Origin of the sequence: Massilia pseudoviolaceinigra (assembly GCF_030846505.1) — a bacterium.
GTDB lineage: Bacteria > Pseudomonadota > Gammaproteobacteria > Burkholderiales > Burkholderiaceae_D > Telluria_A > Telluria_A violaceinigra.
Map to the genome: position 1 here is coordinate 68660 of NZ_JAVCWL010000016.1, position 17461 is coordinate 86120.

At 67.3% G+C, this 17461-nt stretch carries 16 protein-coding genes; 12 read left to right on the plus strand and 4 right to left on the minus strand.

Going from position 1 to position 17461, the window contains the following annotated elements; all coding sequences use genetic code 11:
* The first annotated feature begins 14 nt into the window (after positions 1-14).
* Both RBA40_RS17020 and RBA40_RS17025 read left to right on the plus strand, forming a co-directional pair.
* The gene (locus RBA40_RS17020; RefSeq protein ID WP_306648975.1) at positions 15-3479 is read left to right on the plus strand and encodes a hypothetical protein; all 3465 of its coding nucleotides are present in this window, start codon (positions 15-17) and stop codon (positions 3477-3479) included.
* A 117-nt stretch (positions 3480-3596) separates the two neighbouring features.
* Positions 3597-4517: a hypothetical protein gene (locus tag RBA40_RS17025; protein WP_306648976.1), complete on the plus strand. Its 921-nt coding sequence runs from the start codon at positions 3597-3599 to the stop codon at positions 4515-4517.
* A 12-nt stretch (positions 4518-4529) separates the two neighbouring features.
* On the opposite strand, the gene RBA40_RS17030 is transcribed toward RBA40_RS17025, so the two are convergent.
* The gene (locus tag RBA40_RS17030) at positions 4530-5201 is read right to left on the minus strand and encodes a GntR family transcriptional regulator (RefSeq protein ID WP_306648977.1); all 672 of its coding nucleotides are present in this window, start codon (positions 5199-5201) and stop codon (positions 4530-4532) included.
* 187 nt (positions 5202-5388) lie between these two features.
* On the opposite strand from RBA40_RS17030, the gene dctP reads away from it, so the two are divergent.
* Genes dctP through RBA40_RS17080 form a run of 10 tightly spaced genes read left to right on the plus strand, consistent with a single transcriptional unit; the run spans position 5389 to position 14324 of the window.
* Positions 5389-6405, plus strand: coding sequence for a TRAP transporter substrate-binding protein DctP (gene dctP, locus RBA40_RS17035; protein ID WP_306648978.1), 1017 nt, complete (start codon positions 5389-5391; stop codon positions 6403-6405).
* Complete coding sequence (locus tag RBA40_RS17040) at positions 6402-6968, plus strand: TRAP transporter small permease (RefSeq protein WP_306648979.1); 567 nt, start codon at positions 6402-6404, stop codon at positions 6966-6968. Before dctP ends, RBA40_RS17040 begins: the two co-directional genes overlap by 4 nt.
* Positions 6965-8314 carry a TRAP transporter large permease gene (locus RBA40_RS17045; protein ID WP_306648980.1) on the plus strand — a complete coding sequence of 450 codons (1350 nt, stop codon included), beginning with the start codon at positions 6965-6967 and terminating at the stop codon, positions 8312-8314. The genes RBA40_RS17040 and RBA40_RS17045 overlap by 4 nt, the downstream gene beginning before the upstream one ends.
* On the plus strand, positions 8315-9982 hold the full coding sequence (mdcA, locus tag RBA40_RS17050) for a malonate decarboxylase subunit alpha (RefSeq protein ID WP_306648981.1): 1668 nt from the start codon (positions 8315-8317) through the stop codon (positions 9980-9982). It abuts the gene before it with no gap.
* Positions 9983-10007: 25 nt separating this feature from the next.
* The gene (mdcC, locus tag RBA40_RS17055) at positions 10008-10322 is read left to right on the plus strand and encodes a malonate decarboxylase acyl carrier protein (RefSeq protein WP_306648982.1); all 315 of its coding nucleotides are present in this window, start codon (positions 10008-10010) and stop codon (positions 10320-10322) included.
* Positions 10319-11218 (plus strand): biotin-independent malonate decarboxylase subunit beta, encoded by a 900-nt coding sequence (locus RBA40_RS17060; RefSeq protein ID WP_306648983.1) that lies wholly within the window; start codon positions 10319-10321, stop codon positions 11216-11218. The genes mdcC and RBA40_RS17060 overlap by 4 nt, the downstream gene beginning before the upstream one ends.
* Entirely contained in the window at positions 11215-11931 is a 717-nt protein-coding gene (gene mdcE, locus RBA40_RS17065; protein ID WP_306648984.1) for a biotin-independent malonate decarboxylase subunit gamma, read from the plus strand. The genes RBA40_RS17060 and mdcE overlap by 4 nt, the downstream gene beginning before the upstream one ends.
* Positions 11915-12559, plus strand: coding sequence for a malonate decarboxylase holo-[acyl-carrier-protein] synthase (gene mdcG, locus RBA40_RS17070; RefSeq protein ID WP_306648985.1), 645 nt, complete (start codon positions 11915-11917; stop codon positions 12557-12559). The genes mdcE and mdcG overlap by 17 nt, the downstream gene beginning before the upstream one ends.
* Positions 12556-13431 carry a triphosphoribosyl-dephospho-CoA synthase MdcB gene (gene mdcB, locus RBA40_RS17075; protein ID WP_306648986.1) on the plus strand — a complete coding sequence of 292 codons (876 nt, stop codon included), beginning with the start codon at positions 12556-12558 and terminating at the stop codon, positions 13429-13431. Before mdcG ends, mdcB begins: the two co-directional genes overlap by 4 nt.
* Positions 13428-14324 (plus strand): ACP S-malonyltransferase, encoded by an 897-nt coding sequence (locus RBA40_RS17080; protein ID WP_306648987.1) that lies wholly within the window; start codon positions 13428-13430, stop codon positions 14322-14324. The genes mdcB and RBA40_RS17080 overlap by 4 nt, the downstream gene beginning before the upstream one ends.
* A gap of 5 nt (positions 14325-14329) precedes the next feature.
* Here RBA40_RS17080 and moaD read toward each other — a convergent pair whose 3' ends face one another.
* Genes moaD through thrC form a run of 3 tightly spaced genes read right to left on the minus strand, consistent with a single transcriptional unit; the run spans position 14330 to position 17330 of the window.
* A complete protein-coding gene (gene moaD, locus RBA40_RS17085) occupies positions 14330-14587 on the minus strand; it encodes a molybdopterin converting factor subunit 1 (protein WP_099879344.1) in 258 nt (85 codons plus the stop codon).
* A 6-nt stretch (positions 14588-14593) separates the two neighbouring features.
* On the minus strand, positions 14594-15817 hold the full coding sequence (locus RBA40_RS17090) for a molybdopterin molybdotransferase MoeA (protein ID WP_374710511.1): 1224 nt from the start codon (positions 15815-15817) through the stop codon (positions 14594-14596).
* Between the two features lie 37 nt (positions 15818-15854).
* Entirely contained in the window at positions 15855-17330 is a 1476-nt protein-coding gene (thrC, locus tag RBA40_RS17095) for a threonine synthase (RefSeq protein WP_306648989.1), read from the minus strand.
* Between the last annotated feature and the right edge of the window lie 131 nt (positions 17331-17461).

Genomic DNA, 17461 nt, shown 5'->3' on the forward strand with positions numbered 1-17461 from the left:
AACAGGAGCCTGCCATGCCACTGCCGATCCGCCTGATCCTGTTTCCCTTCCTGCAAAGCTATGACGGCAACGCGCTCTCGCTGCGCCTGCTGGCCGCCCCGCAGACCGATCCCACCGCCGCGCCAGCGCCCGGACTGACGCCGTTCGTCGCGACCGATTTTGAATTCGAGCTGCGGTTCGTCGGCGACCTGGCCCAGCTGCCCACCAGCGGCGCGGCGGCGACCATCGTCGAGCAGGTGTCGCCCACGCCTCCGGGCGCCGGCGCCATTTGCGCCGCCCTCAACGCGCAGTTCGGGATCGACGCCAGCATCGGCCCCATCGACGGGCGCGCCGGCGCGCCGCGCATCGTCAAGTACGCCCCGCCGGCGTACCGGCGCGCGACCGGCTATGGCGGCGAAAATCCTTTTCTGCTGACCGACGACAGCTATCACTGCGCGCTCAAGGCACCGGTGGCGCCCGGCACCTCGGTCAAGGTCGCGCCGCCGGTCATGTCGTGGGGCAAAGTGCTGGCGCAGGTATTGCGCCAGCCGCTGCTGGCCGAGGCGGTCGGCCTGGTGCGTCCGTTCAGCGTGATTGCGCCCGCCGACATCGTCGCCGGCGGCGGCTGGCTGTTCGTCACGCTCAGGCCCGGCAGCCCGTGGAGCGAGCTGGCCGGCATGCCGGGCGCGCTGCGCTCCTACGCGGCGCGCATTGCGCCGCTCACCGAACCGCGCGCGCTGTTCACACCGGTGCTGTTCCCGGTCGCCGCCGCCCCCGCGCCGGGCGTGGCGTGGGATGACCTGTTCCGCGAATCGATCGAGTACGACGATGGCTTCGCCAAGGCCGTGTATGCGCGCCAGCCGCCCCAGGCCGATCCGCTGGCCGACGACGAGGGCGAACGCCCGCCCGAGGACCGCGGCATCCAGCTCGGCTGGGATGACGAGCAGATTGTCACCTGGTTCAACCGCCAGTTCGACATCGATGCCGACGCGCCCATGGGCGTGATGGGCTACCGCATCGACGTGCGCGAGGCCGGCACGGCCGCGTGGGAGTCGCTGGTGCGCGCGCGCACCGCCGTCACGCTGGGCGCGACTGACCTGGGCGACGCCGATCTCGACTGGCGGGTGGAAGTCGCGCCCAACCGGCTGATCGGCGACGCAAGCAACCGCAGCTGGCTGCCAAGCTACATGAGCGCCTGGACCGGACCCTCGCTGATCGGCATCGACGCGCTCGCCGCGCAGCTGCGCGGCCTGCCCGCCGCCACCCCGGTGGTCCAGGGCTTGCCTCCGGCGACCGCGCTACGCTACGGGCGCAGCTACGAATTCCGGGTCCGCTTCGACGACCTCACCGGCGGCGGCCCGGCGCCGACCGCCGAGCCGCGCAACGGCGGGCCGCAGCCGGTGGCCGGCATCGACTTCCGGCGACCGGTCCACCCGACCGGCGTCACTATCGATCCTCAGCTGCCGCTCGACGCCAACCCGAACGCGCCGCCCTCGACCCTGACGGTGTCGCATCCCTTGCTCGGTTACCCAGCCTGCCTGATGGCGGGCGGATCGGCGCCGGCCCTGCTGGCCGACATCGCCCCGGCCATGCTGGCCCAGCGCGCGCCCGGGCTGCCCGACCCCGATGTCGACCAGCTCGAAATCGTGGTCGAAGTGGCCACGCCGGAACCGGGCGCGGCCAGCCGCTACCTGCCGCTGTACACCGTCACGCGCGCCTATCCGGGCAACGGACCGCTGACGCTGGAGTTTGCATGGACCGACGTGGCCGATGCGCGCGACCTGCCCGCCACGCCGGCCGGCGGGCTGGCCTTGCCCACCTCGCGCAATGTGCGCTTGCGGCTGACCCCGCTGGCCACCGCCAAGGCCGATTACTATATTAGCGAGGACGTGCGGCGCGGCGAAACGCGCCTGGTGCCCGTGCGCGCCCCGGCCAGCGACGAGCGCGATCTGCTGGCGCAGGGCGGCGGCTCGCTGATCGAGGGCTTTTTCCTGCAGCCGGCCGAACCGGCCTCGCTGGCGATGATGGCGGCCCGGCGGGCGGCCGGCCACGGCGACGAACTGGACGACGATCCGCTCGGGCGCCTGGCCGCGGCGCTCGACCTCGACCGCAAGGACCGGAGCCTGCGGGCGCGTCCCGGCCGGCGCCTGATGATCGGCGCCGGCGCGCTGCTGCGCCAGGTGGTCGGGCCGGACGGCGCCAGTCTCACCTTCGCCACCGCCAATGACATGACGCGCCTGTGGCTGGTGGCGGTGGTGCTCGAACTGCGGCGCGACTGGAGCTGGGATGGGCTGGATTATCTCCTCGTCGAGCGCGACGGCGTCGAGGTCGGCCGCATCGCCGCCAGCACCAGCGCCGGCCACGAAGCGGCCGGGGACGCGGAACGCGACAGCTCGACCCTGATCTTCCTCGACGCCATCGACCCCAAGCCGGCGGCCGGCGCGTTCCCGCGTCCGCTGACCCCAAGCTACCGGATCACGCCGGTGCTGCGCATCGCGCCCGACCAGCAAGATCCTGCGCTGACCGCCGCTATCGTATTGCCGGTGACGACGCCGCCGGCGCAGGTGTCCAAGCTGGTGTCGGCCGGGCTGGCGCTCTCGCCCTACCGGCGCGATCCGGCCTATGCCGCCAGCGAGGAGCGGCAAACGGCGGTCTGGCTCGAATTCGACCGTCCGCCGGCGGACCCCGAGGACCGCTACTATGCGCGGGTACTGGCCAGCGCGCCCGATCCGGTGCTGACCAACGAATTCGAGGACGTCGCCGACATCGCCGACGTGCCGCTGCCGGTCGATCCGGAACCGATTCGCCGCATCGTGCCCGGCCAGGGCGACGACCGCGCCGGCCAGGGCAGCATGCAAATGCTGATGCCCACTTCCAGCGCGCGTCATTTCCTGCTGCCGCTGCCGCCGGGGCTCACGCCAGGATCGCTTGAACTGTTCGGCTTCTTCACCTACGAATTCCGGGTCGGGCACTTCGGCATCTGGAGCACGGCGCAAGGCTTCGCGGGCCGGGCGCTGCGCGTGGGCGGAATCGCCCATGCGCCGCCGCCGCTGGCCTGCGCGGTAACCCGCAGCAGAGGCCGGCTGACTGTGAGCGCGGCCTTTGCCGAACCGGTGCGCGACGGCCGCTCGCTGCGCCCGGCCACGCCGGTCACCGATTTGTGGGCGCTGCTGTATGCGCGCGTACACCAGGCCGATGACGCCGACCGCCGCAATATCCTGCTCGGTACGCGCCGCCTCGATCCCGCGCGGCGCCAGCACCCCGGCGCCGCCGGCGTGGGTGGCGCCAGGGCGGCGGCCGACGGCATGGCCGACTGGTCGAGCGCAGAAATCAGCGCCGGCCTGTCCTTGCTGACCCTTGGCCCGGACGCGCCGCTCAGTTGCCTGGTGGTCGAGACGCTGCCCGGCGAAGTTCCCTATCCGGATCCGCTGGCGGCCCAACTCGGCTACGAGCGCTTCCTGCGCACCTCGCCGCTGACGGAGGTGCCCGATATCTGCTGAACGCCGCTGCGCCGGCTGCTACGCACGGTCGCGTTTTGCGCTACCCGATGCGGCATCGGCCATTGGCCCGAACGGCATAGCACACTGCTGGTCCCTTGTAGCGATGTTGGAGACCACATGAAAAGTGCATTGGCCATTCTGGCGATTGGCGCGAGCCTGAACGCGCTGGCCGCCGCCGCGCCATCGCAGGCGGCTCGCGCCAGCGCATTGCAGCGCATGGAGGCGAGCGCGCCCAACGTCGAGCGGGTGCGCGCCGCCGTGCGCGCGGCCGTGTCGGAAGATGAACAGATCCACCAGATTGTCCTGCTCGGCGGCCTGCACACGCGCACCAATGCCTCCGGCATGAACGACGCGATCGAGCGCGACCTGCGCGCGCTCGCCGCCTCGCCCAGCCGGCGCATCGCGCGCAGCGCCACCTTTCCGCTGGCGCAGGCGGTTGGCGCGAAAGAAGCCATCGAGATCCTGATGCGCGCCAAGCGAAGCGGCTTGATGGACGGTGAGGAGGTCGCCGGCGAACTGGCGCGCGCACTGCGCTTCGTGCCGCGCGAGCTGCAGTTGCGCCACGTGCAGCTGATCGCCGCCGAACCATCGCGCTATGGCGTGGACGTCATGGTGTCGGCCTTCGACGAGCGCCTGCTCGCGCCCATGCTGCCGGAGACGCGCCAGGCCATCGGCGAGCTGCTGCGGGGTACGCGCGTCGACTTCCCGCACGCGATCGGCAGTTTCGGCGCCGGGGACGCGACCCGCTACGCCGCCTGGCTGCACGCCACTGCCCTGACCGAGCAGTGGGTCAGCCGCCGCCCGTACGGCGACACGGTGCTGGCGCAGCTGGACGACCCGCAACTCGATCCGCGCAAGATCATCGCTTATCTCGGCATGCCCGAAGGCCAGGCGCTGATGTCGGGCGTCGGCCGGCGCGCGCCGTTTACCAGCGCGGTGCGGCGCGCGGCCAGCTACGCCCGCTCCTTCCCCGGCAACCTGCACGTCAAACAACTGGTGGACGATATCGTCGACGCCTGGTACAAGCTGCCAGCCTGACGCGCCGCGCCGTCAGGAGGGCACCAGCGCGCCCGCCGCCAGCTGCGGCAGGGACGCCATCAGATCGGCGAAGCGCTGCCCCTGGATCATCACGTGGCCGCGGGTGAGCTGCCCCGCCTTCTCGCCATCGCCGGCCAGGATCGCCTGCACCACGGCGTCGTGCTCGTCCCAGGAGGCGCCGACCCGGCCGCGCACCCGCAGCTGCAGGCGCCGGTAAGGCCGCAGGCGGCGGTACAGGTTGCGCGTCTGCTCGAACAGGAACTGGTTATGGCTGCCCGCGTAAATGACTTCGTGGAAGGCTTCGTTCTGGTAGTAGTAGGCATCCGGATCGCTGGCGTCGCGCGCGTCGCGGCAAGCCTGGTGCGCGGCCAGCAGCCTGGCGTGATCGGCCGGCGTCATGCGGCGCGCCGCCAGCCGGCTGCAGGTCGCCTCCAGTTCCGACATCACTTCGAACATCTCCACCAGTTGGTGCGGCCCGAGTTCGGCCACCACCGCGCCGCGCCGCGGGCGGATCACCACCAATCCCATCGAGGCTAGCTGGATCAGCGTTTCCCGGATCGGCGTGCGCGACACGCCGAAACGCGCAGCCAGTTCGGTCTCGTCCAGATGCTGGCCGGGCGCCAGTGCGCCGACCGCAATCAACTCTTCGATCTTTTCCCGGAGTATTTCAGAACGGCTTGTCATTTGTATTTACTGTACCGGGTTGTATACAAGATTTCATTATAAAAGCACGATAGAACTTGACAAGGTATTTTTAGAAATATTACTGTATACCAAGAAACGACGATTGCATACGCCAAACCCATGCGCCTGCCCCGCCGTCCTTCGAAGTAGTGCCACCCAGCGAAGTTTCCATCATCTTGGAGGAAGTATGACCGCAATGACCCGCAGAACCGTTCTTGCCGCGCTCGCCACGAGCCCACTCTGGATGCAACATGCCTGGGCCCAGACGACCAGCTTGAAAATCTCGCACCAGTTCCCCGGCGGCACCATCAACGAAGGCGACTTCCGCGACCGTCTGTGCCGGATGTTTGCGGCCGAGGTGGAAAAACGCAGCAAGGGCACGCTCAAGTTCTCAGTCTATCCCGGTTCGTCCCTGATGAAAACGAATGCGCAGTTCTCGGCCATGCGCAAGGGAGCGCTCGACCTGTCGCTGGTGCCGCTGTCGTACGCCGGCGGCGAAGTCCCGGAAGTGAACATCGGCCTGATGCCCGGCCTGGTGACCACCTACGAACAGGGCTACAGCTGGAAAAAAGCGGAGGTGGGCAAGGAACTGGCACGCATCCTGGGCGAAAAAGGCATCGTGGTCCTGAGCTGGATCTGGCAGGCGGGCGGCGTGGCCTCGCGCAGCAAGCCGATCGTCGAGCCGGAAGACGTGCGCGGCATGAAGGTGCGCGGCGGCTCGCGCGAGATGGACCTGATCCTCAAGGCCGCCGGCGCCGCCGTCGTCACGCTGCCGTCGAACGAAATCTACGCCGCCATGCAGACCGGCGCGATGGATGCGGCGCTGACCTCGTCCACGTCGCTGATCTCGTTCCGCCTGGAGGAAGTGTCGAAAGCGCTGACCACGGGCCGCGGCGGCGCGTACTGGTTCATGTTCGAGCCGCTGCTGATGTCCAAGGCGGTCTTCGAGCGCCTCACCAGGGAACAGCAGGCGATCCTGATGGCGGTCGGCGGCGAACTCGAAGGCTTCGCGCGCACCTCGGCCCAGGCCGACGATGCGGCGGTGGCCGCGGTGTACCAGAAAGCCGGCGCCAAGGTGGTCGACCTGAACGCGACCGTCGTCAAGAAATGGCAAGCCATCGCGCGCACCACCGCGTGGACCGACTACCGCGAGAAAAACGCCAACTGCGCCAAGTTGCTGGCATTGGCCGAGAAAACCTTGTGAGCCACGGCTTCGAACTGGCGCCGGCCAAAGGGCCGGCGGTGCCGGACCATCCGGTCCTGGCAGCCGTGTCGCGCATGCTCGACCGGTTAAACAGCATGCTGCTCAAGCTGTCGATGGCGGCCCTCGTCATCACGGCGCTGGTGCTGACCTATTCGGTGGTGTCGCGCTATTTTTTCAAGCTGCCCACCGACTGGCAGGATGAAGCGGCGGTATTCATGCTCGTTGGCGTGACCTTCTTCTGCACCGGCTACGTGCAGTCGTACCGCGGCCATATCGGCATCGAGGCGCTGTCGTCGCTGCTGCCGCCGAAGCTCAACGCGGTGCGCCTGTTCCTGGTCGACCTGGTGTCGTGCCTGTTCTGCGCCTTCTTCGCCTGGAAATCATGGACCCTGTTGCATGAAGCCTGGGTCGACGGCCAGACCACGTCGTCGACCTTCGCGCCGCCACTGTGGATCCCGTACGGCATGATGTCGCTCGGGATGACCATATTGACCCTGCAGATCCTGATCCAGGTTCTGACCCACATCACCAACAAGCCAGCCGGCCAACGGAGCGCGCCATGAGCGACCTGACCCTGGGCGCCCTGTACGGCGTCGTCACCCTGATCGTCATGTGCTCCGGCATGCCGATCGCCTTTGCCCTCGGGGTGGTGGCCATTTCGTTCATGTACTTCTTCATGCCGGCGTCCTCGCTCGACACGGTGACCCAGAACGTGTACGAGGAAATGGCCTCCATCACCCTGCTCTCGATCCCCCTGTTCATCCTCAAGGGCGCGGCGATCGGCAAGTCACCGGCCGGCAAGGACTTGTATTCGGCCATCCACACCTGGCTGCACAAGATCCCCGGAGGCCTGGGCATCGCCAACGTGTTTGCGTGCGCGCTGTTCGCGGCGATGGCCGGCTCGTCGCCCGCGACCTGCTCGGCCATCGGCTCGGCCGGCATTCCCGAGATGCGCAAGCGCGGCTACTCGCCAGGTTTTGCGGCCGGCATCATCGCCGCCGGCGGCACGCTGGGCATCCTGCTGCCACCGTCGATCACCATGATCCTGTACGCGGTCGCCTCCGAACAGTCGCTCGGACGCCTGTTCCTGGCCGGGATCGGCCCCGGCATCCTGCTCGTCGCCCTGTTCGCCGGCTACGCGGTGTTCCGCGCACGCAAAGAGTACGCCATGGCCAAGGCCATCTACGAAGCGGGCGGCGACAAGTCGCCTTACCTCGATACCGAGCACTTCACCCTGCGCGAAAAGGTCGAGATGCTGCCGCGCGTGCTACCCTTCATCATCCTGCTGATCGGGGTGATGGTGGCGCTGTACGGCGGCTATGCCACGCCGTCCGAAACGGCCGGCCTGGGCGCCATGCTGGCGTTGGTGCTGATCGCCGTGGTCTACAATGTGTGGCGGCCGAAGGACCTGTCGCCGATCCTGGCCTCGACCATCAAGGAATCGACCATGCTGCTCCTGATTATCGGGATGTCGCTGCTGTATTCCTATGTCATGAGCTATCTGCATATCAGCCAGTCGGCCGCGCAGTGGGTGGTCGACATGCACCTGTCGCGCTGGGTGCTGCTGACGGTGATTTTGCTGATGGTGGTGGTGTTCGGCTTCTTTTTACCGCCAGTCTCGATTATCCTGATGACCGCGCCGATCATCCTGCCGCCGCTCAAGGACGCCGGTTTCGACCTGATCTGGTTCGGTATCGTGATGACCGTGGTGATGGAAATGGGGCTGATCCATCCGCCGGTGGGCTTGAATATCTTCGTGATCAAGAACATCGCGCCGGACATACCGCTCAAGGATGTGATCTGGGGCGTCATGCCCTTCCTCGGCCTGATGCTCGTTGCGGTGGTGCTTCTGTGCCTTTTCCCTTCGATCGCGACCGGCCTGCCTGACATGATGATGGGAGCAAAATAGATGAGTGCATCGCCAGCGAAGTGGAACACGCTGCAAACCAACCGCGCCGAACGCCTGGCACGCGCCGGCGCTTCGCTTGGCGGTGCGCTCGAGGGCAAGGCGCTGCCGGCGGCGCTGCTGCCGGACCTGCTGTACGCCGTCATCGAACGCGGCGACCGCGTTTGCCTCGAAGGGAACAACCAGAAGCAGGCCGACTTTCTGGGCCAGGCGCTGGCGCAGCTCGACCCGGCGCGCGTGAACGGACTGCATATGCTGCAATCGGTGCTGGCGCTGCCGCAGCACCTGGACGTGTTCGAGCGCGGCATCGCCGACCGCCTCGATTTTTCTTTCTCCGGACCGCAGGCGGCGCGCGTGGCCAAACTGCTCGCCGCCGGCAAACTGAAAATCGGCGCGATCCACACTTATCTTGAACTGTTCAGCCGCTACTTTATCGACCTCACGCCGCGCGTGTGCCTGATCGCGGCCGAAGCGGCCGACCGCCACGGCAACCTGTACACCGGCCCGAATACCGAAGACACGCCGCCGATTGCCGAGGCGACGGCCTTCAAGAACGGCATCGTGATCGTGCAGGCAAACCGCATCATGGACACCCTGCCGCGCGTGGACATTCCGGGCGACTGGGTCGACTTCGTGGTGCAGTCGCCGCGCCCCTACTATATAGAACCGTTGTTTACGCGCGACCCGGCCCAGATTTCGGAAATCCAGGTGCTGATGGCGATGATGGCCATCAAGGGCATCTACGCTCCCTACCAGGTCGAACGCCTGAACCACGGCATCGGCTTCGACACGGCGGCCATCGAACTGCTGCTGCCGACCTACGGCGAATCGCTTGGCCTGAAGGGCAAGATCGCGCGTCACTGGGCGCTCAATCCCCATCCGGCGCTGATTCCGGCGATCGAATCAGGCTTCGTCGAATCGGTCTATTCGTTCGGCTCCGAACTTGGCATGGAAGACTACATCCGCGCCCGACCCGACGTGTTTTTCACGGGGCCGGACGGCGGCATGCGCAGCAACCGCGCCCTGTGCCAGGCCGCCGGGCACTATGCCTGCGACATGTTCATCGGCTCAACCCTGCAAATCGATTTGCAGGGCAATTCATCAACCGCGACCCAGGGCCGTATCGCCGGTTTCGGCGGGGCGCCCAACATGGGGGCGGACGCGCGCGGACGGCGTCATGCCAGCCCGGCGTGGCTGAAAGCCGGCCAGCAGGCGCGCGAGGGCCGCAACACCATCCCGCGCGGCCAGAAACTGGTGGTGCAGATCGTCGAGACCTTCCGCGAGCATATGCAGCCGGCCTTTGTCGACCGGCTCGATGCGTGGGACCTGGCCGAGCAGGCCGGCATGGCGCTGCCGCCGGTGATGATCTACGGCGACGACGTCACCCACATCCTGACCGAGGAAGGCATCGCCAACCTGCTGCTGTGCCGCAGCGACGAGGAGCGCGAACAGGCGATCCGCGGTGTGGCCGGCTACACGCCGGTGGGCATGGGGCGCGACCGCCGCATGGTGGAGAACCTGCGCGATCGCGGTATTATCCAGCGCGCGGAAGATATCGGCGTCGACAAGCGGCTCGCCACGCGCGACCTGCTCGCCGCCAGGAACATGAAAGAGCTGGTGCGCGCCTCCGGCGGTTTGTACAACCCGCCGAAGCGCTTTCGCAACTGGTAGTCATAAACAAGAACCCGGAGAATCTATGGAAACGCTCGCATATCGCTTCGAACAAGGCAGCCGCGCGCTGCCGGCGCAGGCGCAGGTGGTCGGCGTGGTCGGCTCGGGCAACCTGGAGGTGCTGATCGAATCGGCGCCCCTCGGTGGCGCCTGCACGATCGACATCAGCACCGCCGCCGTGGGCTTTGGCGCGACATGGGAAGCGGTCATGCGCGACTTTCACGAACGCTGGCAACTGAAGGACGCGCGCATTGCGATTAACGACATGGGCGCCACGCCCGCCGTGGTCAGCCTGCGGCTCGATCAGGCGGTGCAGACCATGCTGGGAGACGCACCTTGAACAGCTATCTTGAACTGACAGCGCGCGAACGGCTTGCGCGCCTGTTCGACCAGGGCAGCTTTAAAGAATTCCTGCCGCCGTCGGCGCGCGTGGCCAGCCCGCACCTGGGGCAACTGAACGCGCCGGTCGCCTTCGACGATGGCGTGGCCGTGGGCCGCGCGCTGCTCGACGGCCAGCCGGTCCTGTGCGCGGCGCAGGAAGGTGGCTTCATGGGCGGCGCGGTGGGCGAAGTGCACGGCGCCAAGCTCACCGGCCTGCTGCGCCGCGCGGTGCAGGAGCGCGCCGGCGCGGTGGTGCTGCTGCTGGAAAGCGGCGGCGTGCGGCTGCACGAAGCCAACGCCGGCCTGATCGCCGTCTCGGAAGTCATGCGCGCCCTGCTCGACGCGCGCGCCGCCGGCATACCGGTGGTCGCGCTGGTGGGCGGCTCGAACGGCTGCTTCGGCGGCATGGGCATCGTGGCGCGCTGCGCGAATGCGGTTGTCATGTCGGAAGAAGGCCGGCTGGCCATGTCGGGACCCGAGGTGATCGAAACCGCGTCGGGGGTGGAAGAATTCGATTCGCGCGACCGCGCGCTGGTCTGGCGCACCACCGGCGGCAAGCACCGCTATCTGATGGGCGACTGCCACGCCATCGTGCCCGACGAAGTGCAAGCGTTCCGCGCCGCGGCGATTGACGCCATCGCGCACAGCCGGCGCGCCGGCGTGGAACTGAGCCTGGCCACGCTGGAGGCCGAACAGGCATTGCTCGGCCAGCGCATCGCGCGTTTCGGCGGCTGCGCCGATCCGCTCGACGCGTGGCGCGAACTGGGTGTGCCCGACCCGGCCGCCGTGCCGATGATGGAGGCCGACGCCTTTTCCGCCCTCGCGGCTGGCCACACACTGGGAGGCGCACGATGAACTGGAACGAACTGGCTGCGCAACTGTTCCCCGAAGGCCATGCAATCACGGAAAGCGACAGTTTCCTCAGCGGCAGCGCACGCGTCGCCGGCGGCGATATCGCGGTGGTCGGCACCACGGACCATGCGCCGATCGGCGTCGAAATCGCGCTGGCACAGGCCAGCTTCGTGCTGCGCACGGTGCGCGAACATCCCGGGCGGCCGATCCTGATCCTGGTCGACACCCAGGGCCAGCGCCTGCGCCATCGCGACGAAATGTTGGGCATCAACAGCTACATGGCGCACCTGGGCAAATGCGTCGATCTGGCGCGCCGCTCGGGCCACAAGATTGTCGGCCTGGTGTACGACCAGGCGCTCTCCGGCGGGTTTATCACCAGCGGCATGATGGCCGACGCCTGCTACGCGCTGCCCGACGCCACCATTCGCGTCATGGGACTGCCCGCTATGGCGCGCATCACCAAGGTGCCCGAAGAACGGCTCACCGAATTGGCCGCATCGAATCCCGTCTTTGCGCCTGGGGCGGAAAACTATGCCCGCATGGGCGGCATCGAGGCGATCTGGGATGGCGAGCTGGCCGCCGCGCTTGCCAAGGCATTCACCGACGCCGGCGCCGCCGACATGCGCAGCGCACGGGGACTGGAACGCGGCGGGCGCAAGCTCGCGCAGCCGGTCATCGAGGCGATCGTCGCAGGGTCCGATGTACTCGCGTCATGACCAGGTCTGGCTAAGCGGCACCGGATGGGCCGACGCGCTCGCTGGCGCCGCGCCGGAACATGCGCACGCCCTCGAACAATGGCGCGGCCATGACTGGCCCCTGATCGTCACGCGCCGCACGCCCGATGCAGCACCCGGCACAGTGTGCCTGGGCTTGGCGCTGCCCCCGGATGCGGGCCGCAAACTGCGCATTGCATTACTGGTGGACGACAATGCCGTGGCGCGCGTTGACAATGCACTGCCGCTGCGCGCCGCAGCCGCAGTGGCGCCGGCGCGATGGGCAGGTCCACTGGCGGCACTGCTGTCCGACGCCGGTCCCATCACGCTGCGCGCCTGTGGCTCGCTGGCCCTGCAGGCCGTGACGGGCCTGAACTATCTGACTGAAACTTCCGACATCGACCTGTTGTTCAAGCCCGGGAGCCTGCAAGAACTCGACGTCGGCCTGCACCTGCTGCAAGCGTACGCACCGCGCCTTCCGCTCGACGGCGAGATTGTTTTCCCTGGCGGCGCGGCGGTGGCGTGGAAAGAATGGCGCGACGCGGCTGGCAACGATGCCCGGGTGCTGGTCAAGGACGCCAACATGGTGCGGCTGGCTACGACGGCGTCGCTGCGGGACCTGCTCGGATGATGGACACGCTGTCTCCTGCCACGCGCACAGTCGATGTACGCCGATTCGGGCAGCGCGCCGCACGCCTGGCAATCGCCAGCCTGTACGCCGAACTGGCGCTGTATCCCAAACCGGGGCTGGTTTCGCTGGTCGACAACGGCAGCCACACCGACATGAACGCGGTCACCTTCATGCGCAGCCTGTTCTCGCTGCGGCATTACTTCCGCCTGATCTTCCACGCGGGCAGCAACGACGCACCTTTCGCCACACTCAAGCGGCTCGGCATCGAGGCCGAGGAGCGCATGCTGCGCGCCACCGGCGGCATCAACACCCATCGCGGCGCGATCTTCAGCATTGGCCTGCTGTGCGCCGCCGCCGGACGTGCCTGCGCCCATGGCGGCGAGATGACGGCGGCGGCGCTGCAATCGCATCTGCGCGCGGGATGGGGCAAGGAGCTGGCAAACCACTCCGTACCTGTCAACGAACGCTCGCACGGCTTGAGCGCGGCGGCCCTGCACGGCGCCAGCGGCGCGCGCCACGAAGCGGCCAGCGGCCTGCCCTCGGTCTTACAGACGGGCCTGGGCGCCTTGCGGCGCACGCTGGCCGAAGGACGCGGACCGAGGCAGGCGCGCATCGATGCGCTGTTCGCACTGATGATGCATGTCAGCGATACGAACGTGGTACACCGTGGTGGACCGCAGGGCGCGGCCTTCGTGCGCATCCAGGCCAGCGCGTTCCTCCATGCCGGCGGCACCGCATCGAACGGCTGGGAGGCGCACGCGCTGGCGATCCACCGCGCGTTCGTCGAGCGCAATCTGTCGCCCGGCGGCGCCGCCGACCTGCTGGCGGCAAGCTGCTTCGTGCATGCGCTGACGGCGGAGCACGAACGGTGACGCGCGGCCTGTTCATCATGTGCCCGGGCCAGGGCGGCCAGCACGCGGGCATGTTCGACCTGGCGCGCACCGATCCGCAGGCCGCCGGCCTGCTCGACCAGGCCGGCATCCGTCCTGACGCGGCTACGCTGTTCGATAACGCAGTCGCCCAGCCATCGATTGTCGCTTGCACGCTGGCGGTTTGGGAGGCGCTGCGCGCGCACTTGCCAAAGCCGATGCTCGCTGCCGGTTACAGCATCGGTGAAGTGGCCGCGTGGTCGGTGGCGGGAGCGATTGCCCCGTCGGACGCGATAGCCCTGAGCCGCATACGGGCCACGGCAATGGATCATGCGGCGCGCGTGGGACCGCCCCATGCGATGACCGCCATCAGCGCCCTGGCGATCGACAAGGCTGGCGCGATCGCGGCGCGCCACGGATACGAGATCGCGATCGTCAACGATGCCGATGCCTGCATTGCCGGGGGGCCGGAAGACAATCTCGCGGCGCTGGGCGAGTCGGTGTCGGCCGAAGGCGCAAAGCTCCAGCGCCTGCCGGTCGCAGTGGCGTCGCATACTTCGCTGATGGCGCCAGCCCGCCGCGCATTCGACGCGGCCCTGGCAGCGCTGCACTTCGCCATGCCGGCCTGTCCGGTGCTGGGCGGCGTGAACGCGCTGGCGCTGCGCACCCAAGAGGAGGCCGTGGATGCATTAGCACGCCAGTTGGTGCAGACGATCCGCTGGAGCGATTGCATGGATGCGGCGGTCGAAGCCGGCGCCACGGTGGCGCTGGAACTGGGACCGGGCGCCGCGCTGGCGCGCATGATGCAGGCGCGTCATCCGCACATTGCATGCCGCTCGGTGGCGGACTTTCGCAGCATCGCGGGCATTGCCGCCTGGGTCGCGCGGCAGGAATAACAGCGTCAGCCGCCGGTCACCGGCGGGAAAAACGCCACTTCAGCGCCCTCTTCGACCACTTGGTCGGGGCCGCACATGACCTGGTTGAAGGCGGTGCGCAGGGGGCGCTGTTCCGACAAGGCCAGCGCCCATTTCTCGCCGCGTTCCATCAGGTGCCGCCGCACCTGGGCGACCGTGTCGATACCCGGTGGCAGAGCGACCGTTTCCTGGGAAGTGCCGAGTGCTTCGCGCACGCTGGCGAAAAAACGCAGTGTAATGTTCATTGATGCCTAATGCTGTAAGTCGCTAAATGGAATGAAGCGCACGATCTCGCCCGCCTTGATGGTCTGGCCGGCCGGGTTGTCGAGCAGGCCATCGCCCCAGACGGTAGACGTGAGCACGCCCGAACTCTGGTTCGGAAACAGATCGAGCCCGCCGGCGTCGTTGATGCGCACGCGCAGGAACTCGTTGCGACGGTCCGCCCTGGGCCAGTCGAAATCGGCGCGCATGGCGTACGCACGCGGCTCCACCTTGCCGCTCACGCCCTGCAAGCGCAGGATGAACGGGCGCACGAACAGCAGGAAGGTGACGAAGCTCGATACCGGATTGCCCGGCAGGCCGAGGAAAAAGGCCGAACCGCCGGCGCGATCTACTTCGCCGAAAGCCAATGGTTTACCCGGCTTGACGGCGATCTGCCACATGTTCAGGCGTCCTTCGGCTTCCACCGCCGGCTTGATATGGTCTTCCTCGCCGACCGAGACGCCGCCAGAGGTGATGATCAGATCGTTCTGGCGCGCGGCGCTGCGCAAGGTCTCGCGCGTCGCTTCCAGGGTATCGGGCACGATGCCGAAATCGCTGATCGCGCAGCCCAGGTTTTCCAGCAGCGCGCGCAGGGTAAAGCGGTTCGAGTTGTAGATGGCGCCCGGCGCCAGTTGCCCGCCTGGCGCTTCGCCCGGCATGGTCAATTCGTCGCCGGTAAAAAACACCGCCACGCGCAACCTGCGGAACACCGGCAGGTTGGCAAGACCGACCGAGGCGGCCAGGCCCAGCTCCTGGCTGCGCAGGCGCGTGCCGGCGGCCAGGATGGCGCCGCCGGCTTCGATGTCTTCCCCTGCGCGGCGTATCCATTCGCCCTCTTTGGGCGCGTGCCTGATGGTGACAGTGTTGTCCGCACCCGCTTCGCACTGTTCCTGCATCACCACCGCATCGGCTCCTTGCGGAATCATGGCGCCGGTAAAGATGCGCGCCGCGCTGCCGGGGGCGAGCGGCTTGCCCACCGTGCCGGCCGGGATGCGCTGGGTGACCGTCAGCGTGGCCGCGCCGCTTGCGCAGTCGGCCGCGCGCACGGCGTAGCCGTCCATCTGCGTATTGTCGGCGGACGGCACGTCGATGGTCGAGACCTGGGCGCTGGCCAGCACGCGACCGTTGGCGCCCAGCGTGGGCACGACTTCGGTATCGAGCACGGGACGCGCCGCGCCTTGCAGGAAATCGAGCGCCTCGCGCACCGACAGCATGGGCGGGCGGCTCTGTTGCGGTTCGTTCGCCATGCCCTTACAAACCCGTGTTGGCGGCGATGTAAGCCTGCATCTGCACCACGTCGGCCGGCATGACGACGAACTTTTGCGGCAGCGATTCGATATCCTCGAAGCCGGGTGGACGTTCGGCGTCCACGCCCAGCGCGTCGAGGATCGTTTCGTTGAACTTGGCCGCCAGCGCGGTTTCGAGCACGATCATCGGTACGCCCGGCGCCATGTACTGGCGCGCGACCTTGATACCGTCGGCGGTGTGGGTGTCGATGGTGATGTCGAAGTCGTCCTGCACGTCGCGGATGGTGTCGAGGCGGTCCTTGTGGGTCGATTTACCCGACGAGAAGCCGTAGTTCGATACCAGCTTGAATTCGTCGCCATCGCTGCCCGGTTTACCCGACAAATCAAAACCGCCCTCGGTTTCGACCTTGTGGAACAGCGCGCGCACGCGATCGGCATCGCGCCCGACCAGGTCGTAGATGAAGCGCTCGAAGTTGGACGCCTTGGAGATGTCCATCGACGGGCTGCTGGTGTGGTACGTCTCGGCCGACTTGCGCACGCGGTACACGCCGGTGCGGAAGAATTCGTCGAGCACGTCGTTTTCGTTGGTGGCGGCCACCAGGCGGTCGATCGGCAGGCCCATCATGCGCGCGATGTGGCCCGCGCAGATATTGCCGAAGTTGCCCGACGGGACCGTGAACGAGACCTTTTGCGCATTGTCGGTGGTGGCCGCGAGGTAGCCGCGGAAGTAGTACACCACCTGCGCCACGACGCGTGCCCAGTTGATCGAATTGACGGTGCCGATCTTTTGCTTCGCCTTGAACGGCAGGTCGTTCGAGACGGCCTTGACCAGGTCCTGGCAATCGTCGAACACGCCTTCGACGGCGATGTTGAAGATGTTCGGATCCTGCAGGCTGAACATCTGCGCGCTCTGGAAGGCGCTCATTTTCTTGTGCGGCGAGAGCATGAACACGCGGATGCCCTTTTTGCCGCGCATGGCGTATTCGGCCGCGCTGCCGGTGTCGCCCGAGGTCGCGCCAAAAATATTGAGTTCGGCGCCATCCTTGGCCAGGGTGTATTCGAACAGGTTGCCCAGCAGCTGCATCGCCATGTCCTTGAAGGCCAGGGTCGGGCCGTTCGACAGCGCTTGCAGGATCAGGGTCTTGTCGCCGTCCTGTTCCAGGATGCGCAGCGGCGTGATGTCGGCGCTTTTTTCGCCCTTGCGCACGTTGCGGTAGACCTCGGCCGTGTAGGTCTTTTTGGTCAGCTTTTTGAGGTCCGCTTCGGGAATGTCGGTCGCGAATTTTCTCAGGATCTCGAAGGCGAGCTCGGCGTAGGACAGCTTGCGCCAGGCATCGAGTTCGGCCCCGCTCACCTGCGGATACTCGGCCGGCAGGTACAGGCCGCCGTCCGGCGCAAGGCCGCCCAGCAGGATGTCGGAGAATTGTTGAGGAGCTTGCGAAGCGGCGGCCTTGGCGGCGCGGGTAGACACGTATTGCATAGAGTTGGTAGGTCCGTTTTGGCTAACAGCAGGGAGCAGAACAGTGCGATCGAATGTTTATTATAGTTGCTACGAACTGTCCTTGCGCAAATCGCGACATTTTCCACACACGCACCCCGGTCACCCTCGTC

Excerpts from the sequence above, each read along its gene's own strand:
- RBA40_RS17020 (WP_306648975.1), top strand. The coding sequence starts at position 15 with ATGCCACTGCCGATCCGCCTGATCCTGTTTCCCTTCCTGCAAAGCTAT.
- RBA40_RS17025 (WP_306648976.1), top strand. The coding sequence starts at position 3,597 with ATGAAAAGTGCATTGGCCATTCTGGCGATTGGCGCGAGCCTGAACGCG.
- RBA40_RS17030 (WP_306648977.1), bottom strand. The coding sequence starts at position 5,201 with ATGACAAGCCGTTCTGAAATACTCCGGGAAAAGATCGAAGAGTTGATT.
- dctP (WP_306648978.1), top strand. The coding sequence starts at position 5,389 with ATGACCGCAATGACCCGCAGAACCGTTCTTGCCGCGCTCGCCACGAGC.
- RBA40_RS17045 (WP_306648980.1), top strand. The coding sequence starts at position 6,965 with ATGAGCGACCTGACCCTGGGCGCCCTGTACGGCGTCGTCACCCTGATC.
- mdcA (WP_306648981.1), top strand. The coding sequence starts at position 8,315 with ATGAGTGCATCGCCAGCGAAGTGGAACACGCTGCAAACCAACCGCGCC.
- mdcC (WP_306648982.1), top strand. The coding sequence starts at position 10,008 with ATGGAAACGCTCGCATATCGCTTCGAACAAGGCAGCCGCGCGCTGCCG.
- mdcE (WP_306648984.1), top strand. The coding sequence starts at position 11,215 with ATGAACTGGAACGAACTGGCTGCGCAACTGTTCCCCGAAGGCCATGCA.
- mdcG (WP_306648985.1), top strand. The coding sequence starts at position 11,915 with ATGTACTCGCGTCATGACCAGGTCTGGCTAAGCGGCACCGGATGGGCC.
- mdcB (WP_306648986.1), top strand. The coding sequence starts at position 12,556 with ATGATGGACACGCTGTCTCCTGCCACGCGCACAGTCGATGTACGCCGA.
- moaD (WP_099879344.1), bottom strand. The coding sequence starts at position 14,587 with ATGAACATTACACTGCGTTTTTTCGCCAGCGTGCGCGAAGCACTCGGC.
- RBA40_RS17090 (WP_374710511.1), bottom strand. The coding sequence starts at position 15,817 with ATGCTGTCGGTGCGCGAGGCGCTCGATTTCCTGCAAGGCGCGGCGCGT.
- thrC (WP_306648989.1), bottom strand. The coding sequence starts at position 17,330 with ATGCAATACGTGTCTACCCGCGCCGCCAAGGCCGCCGCTTCGCAAGCT.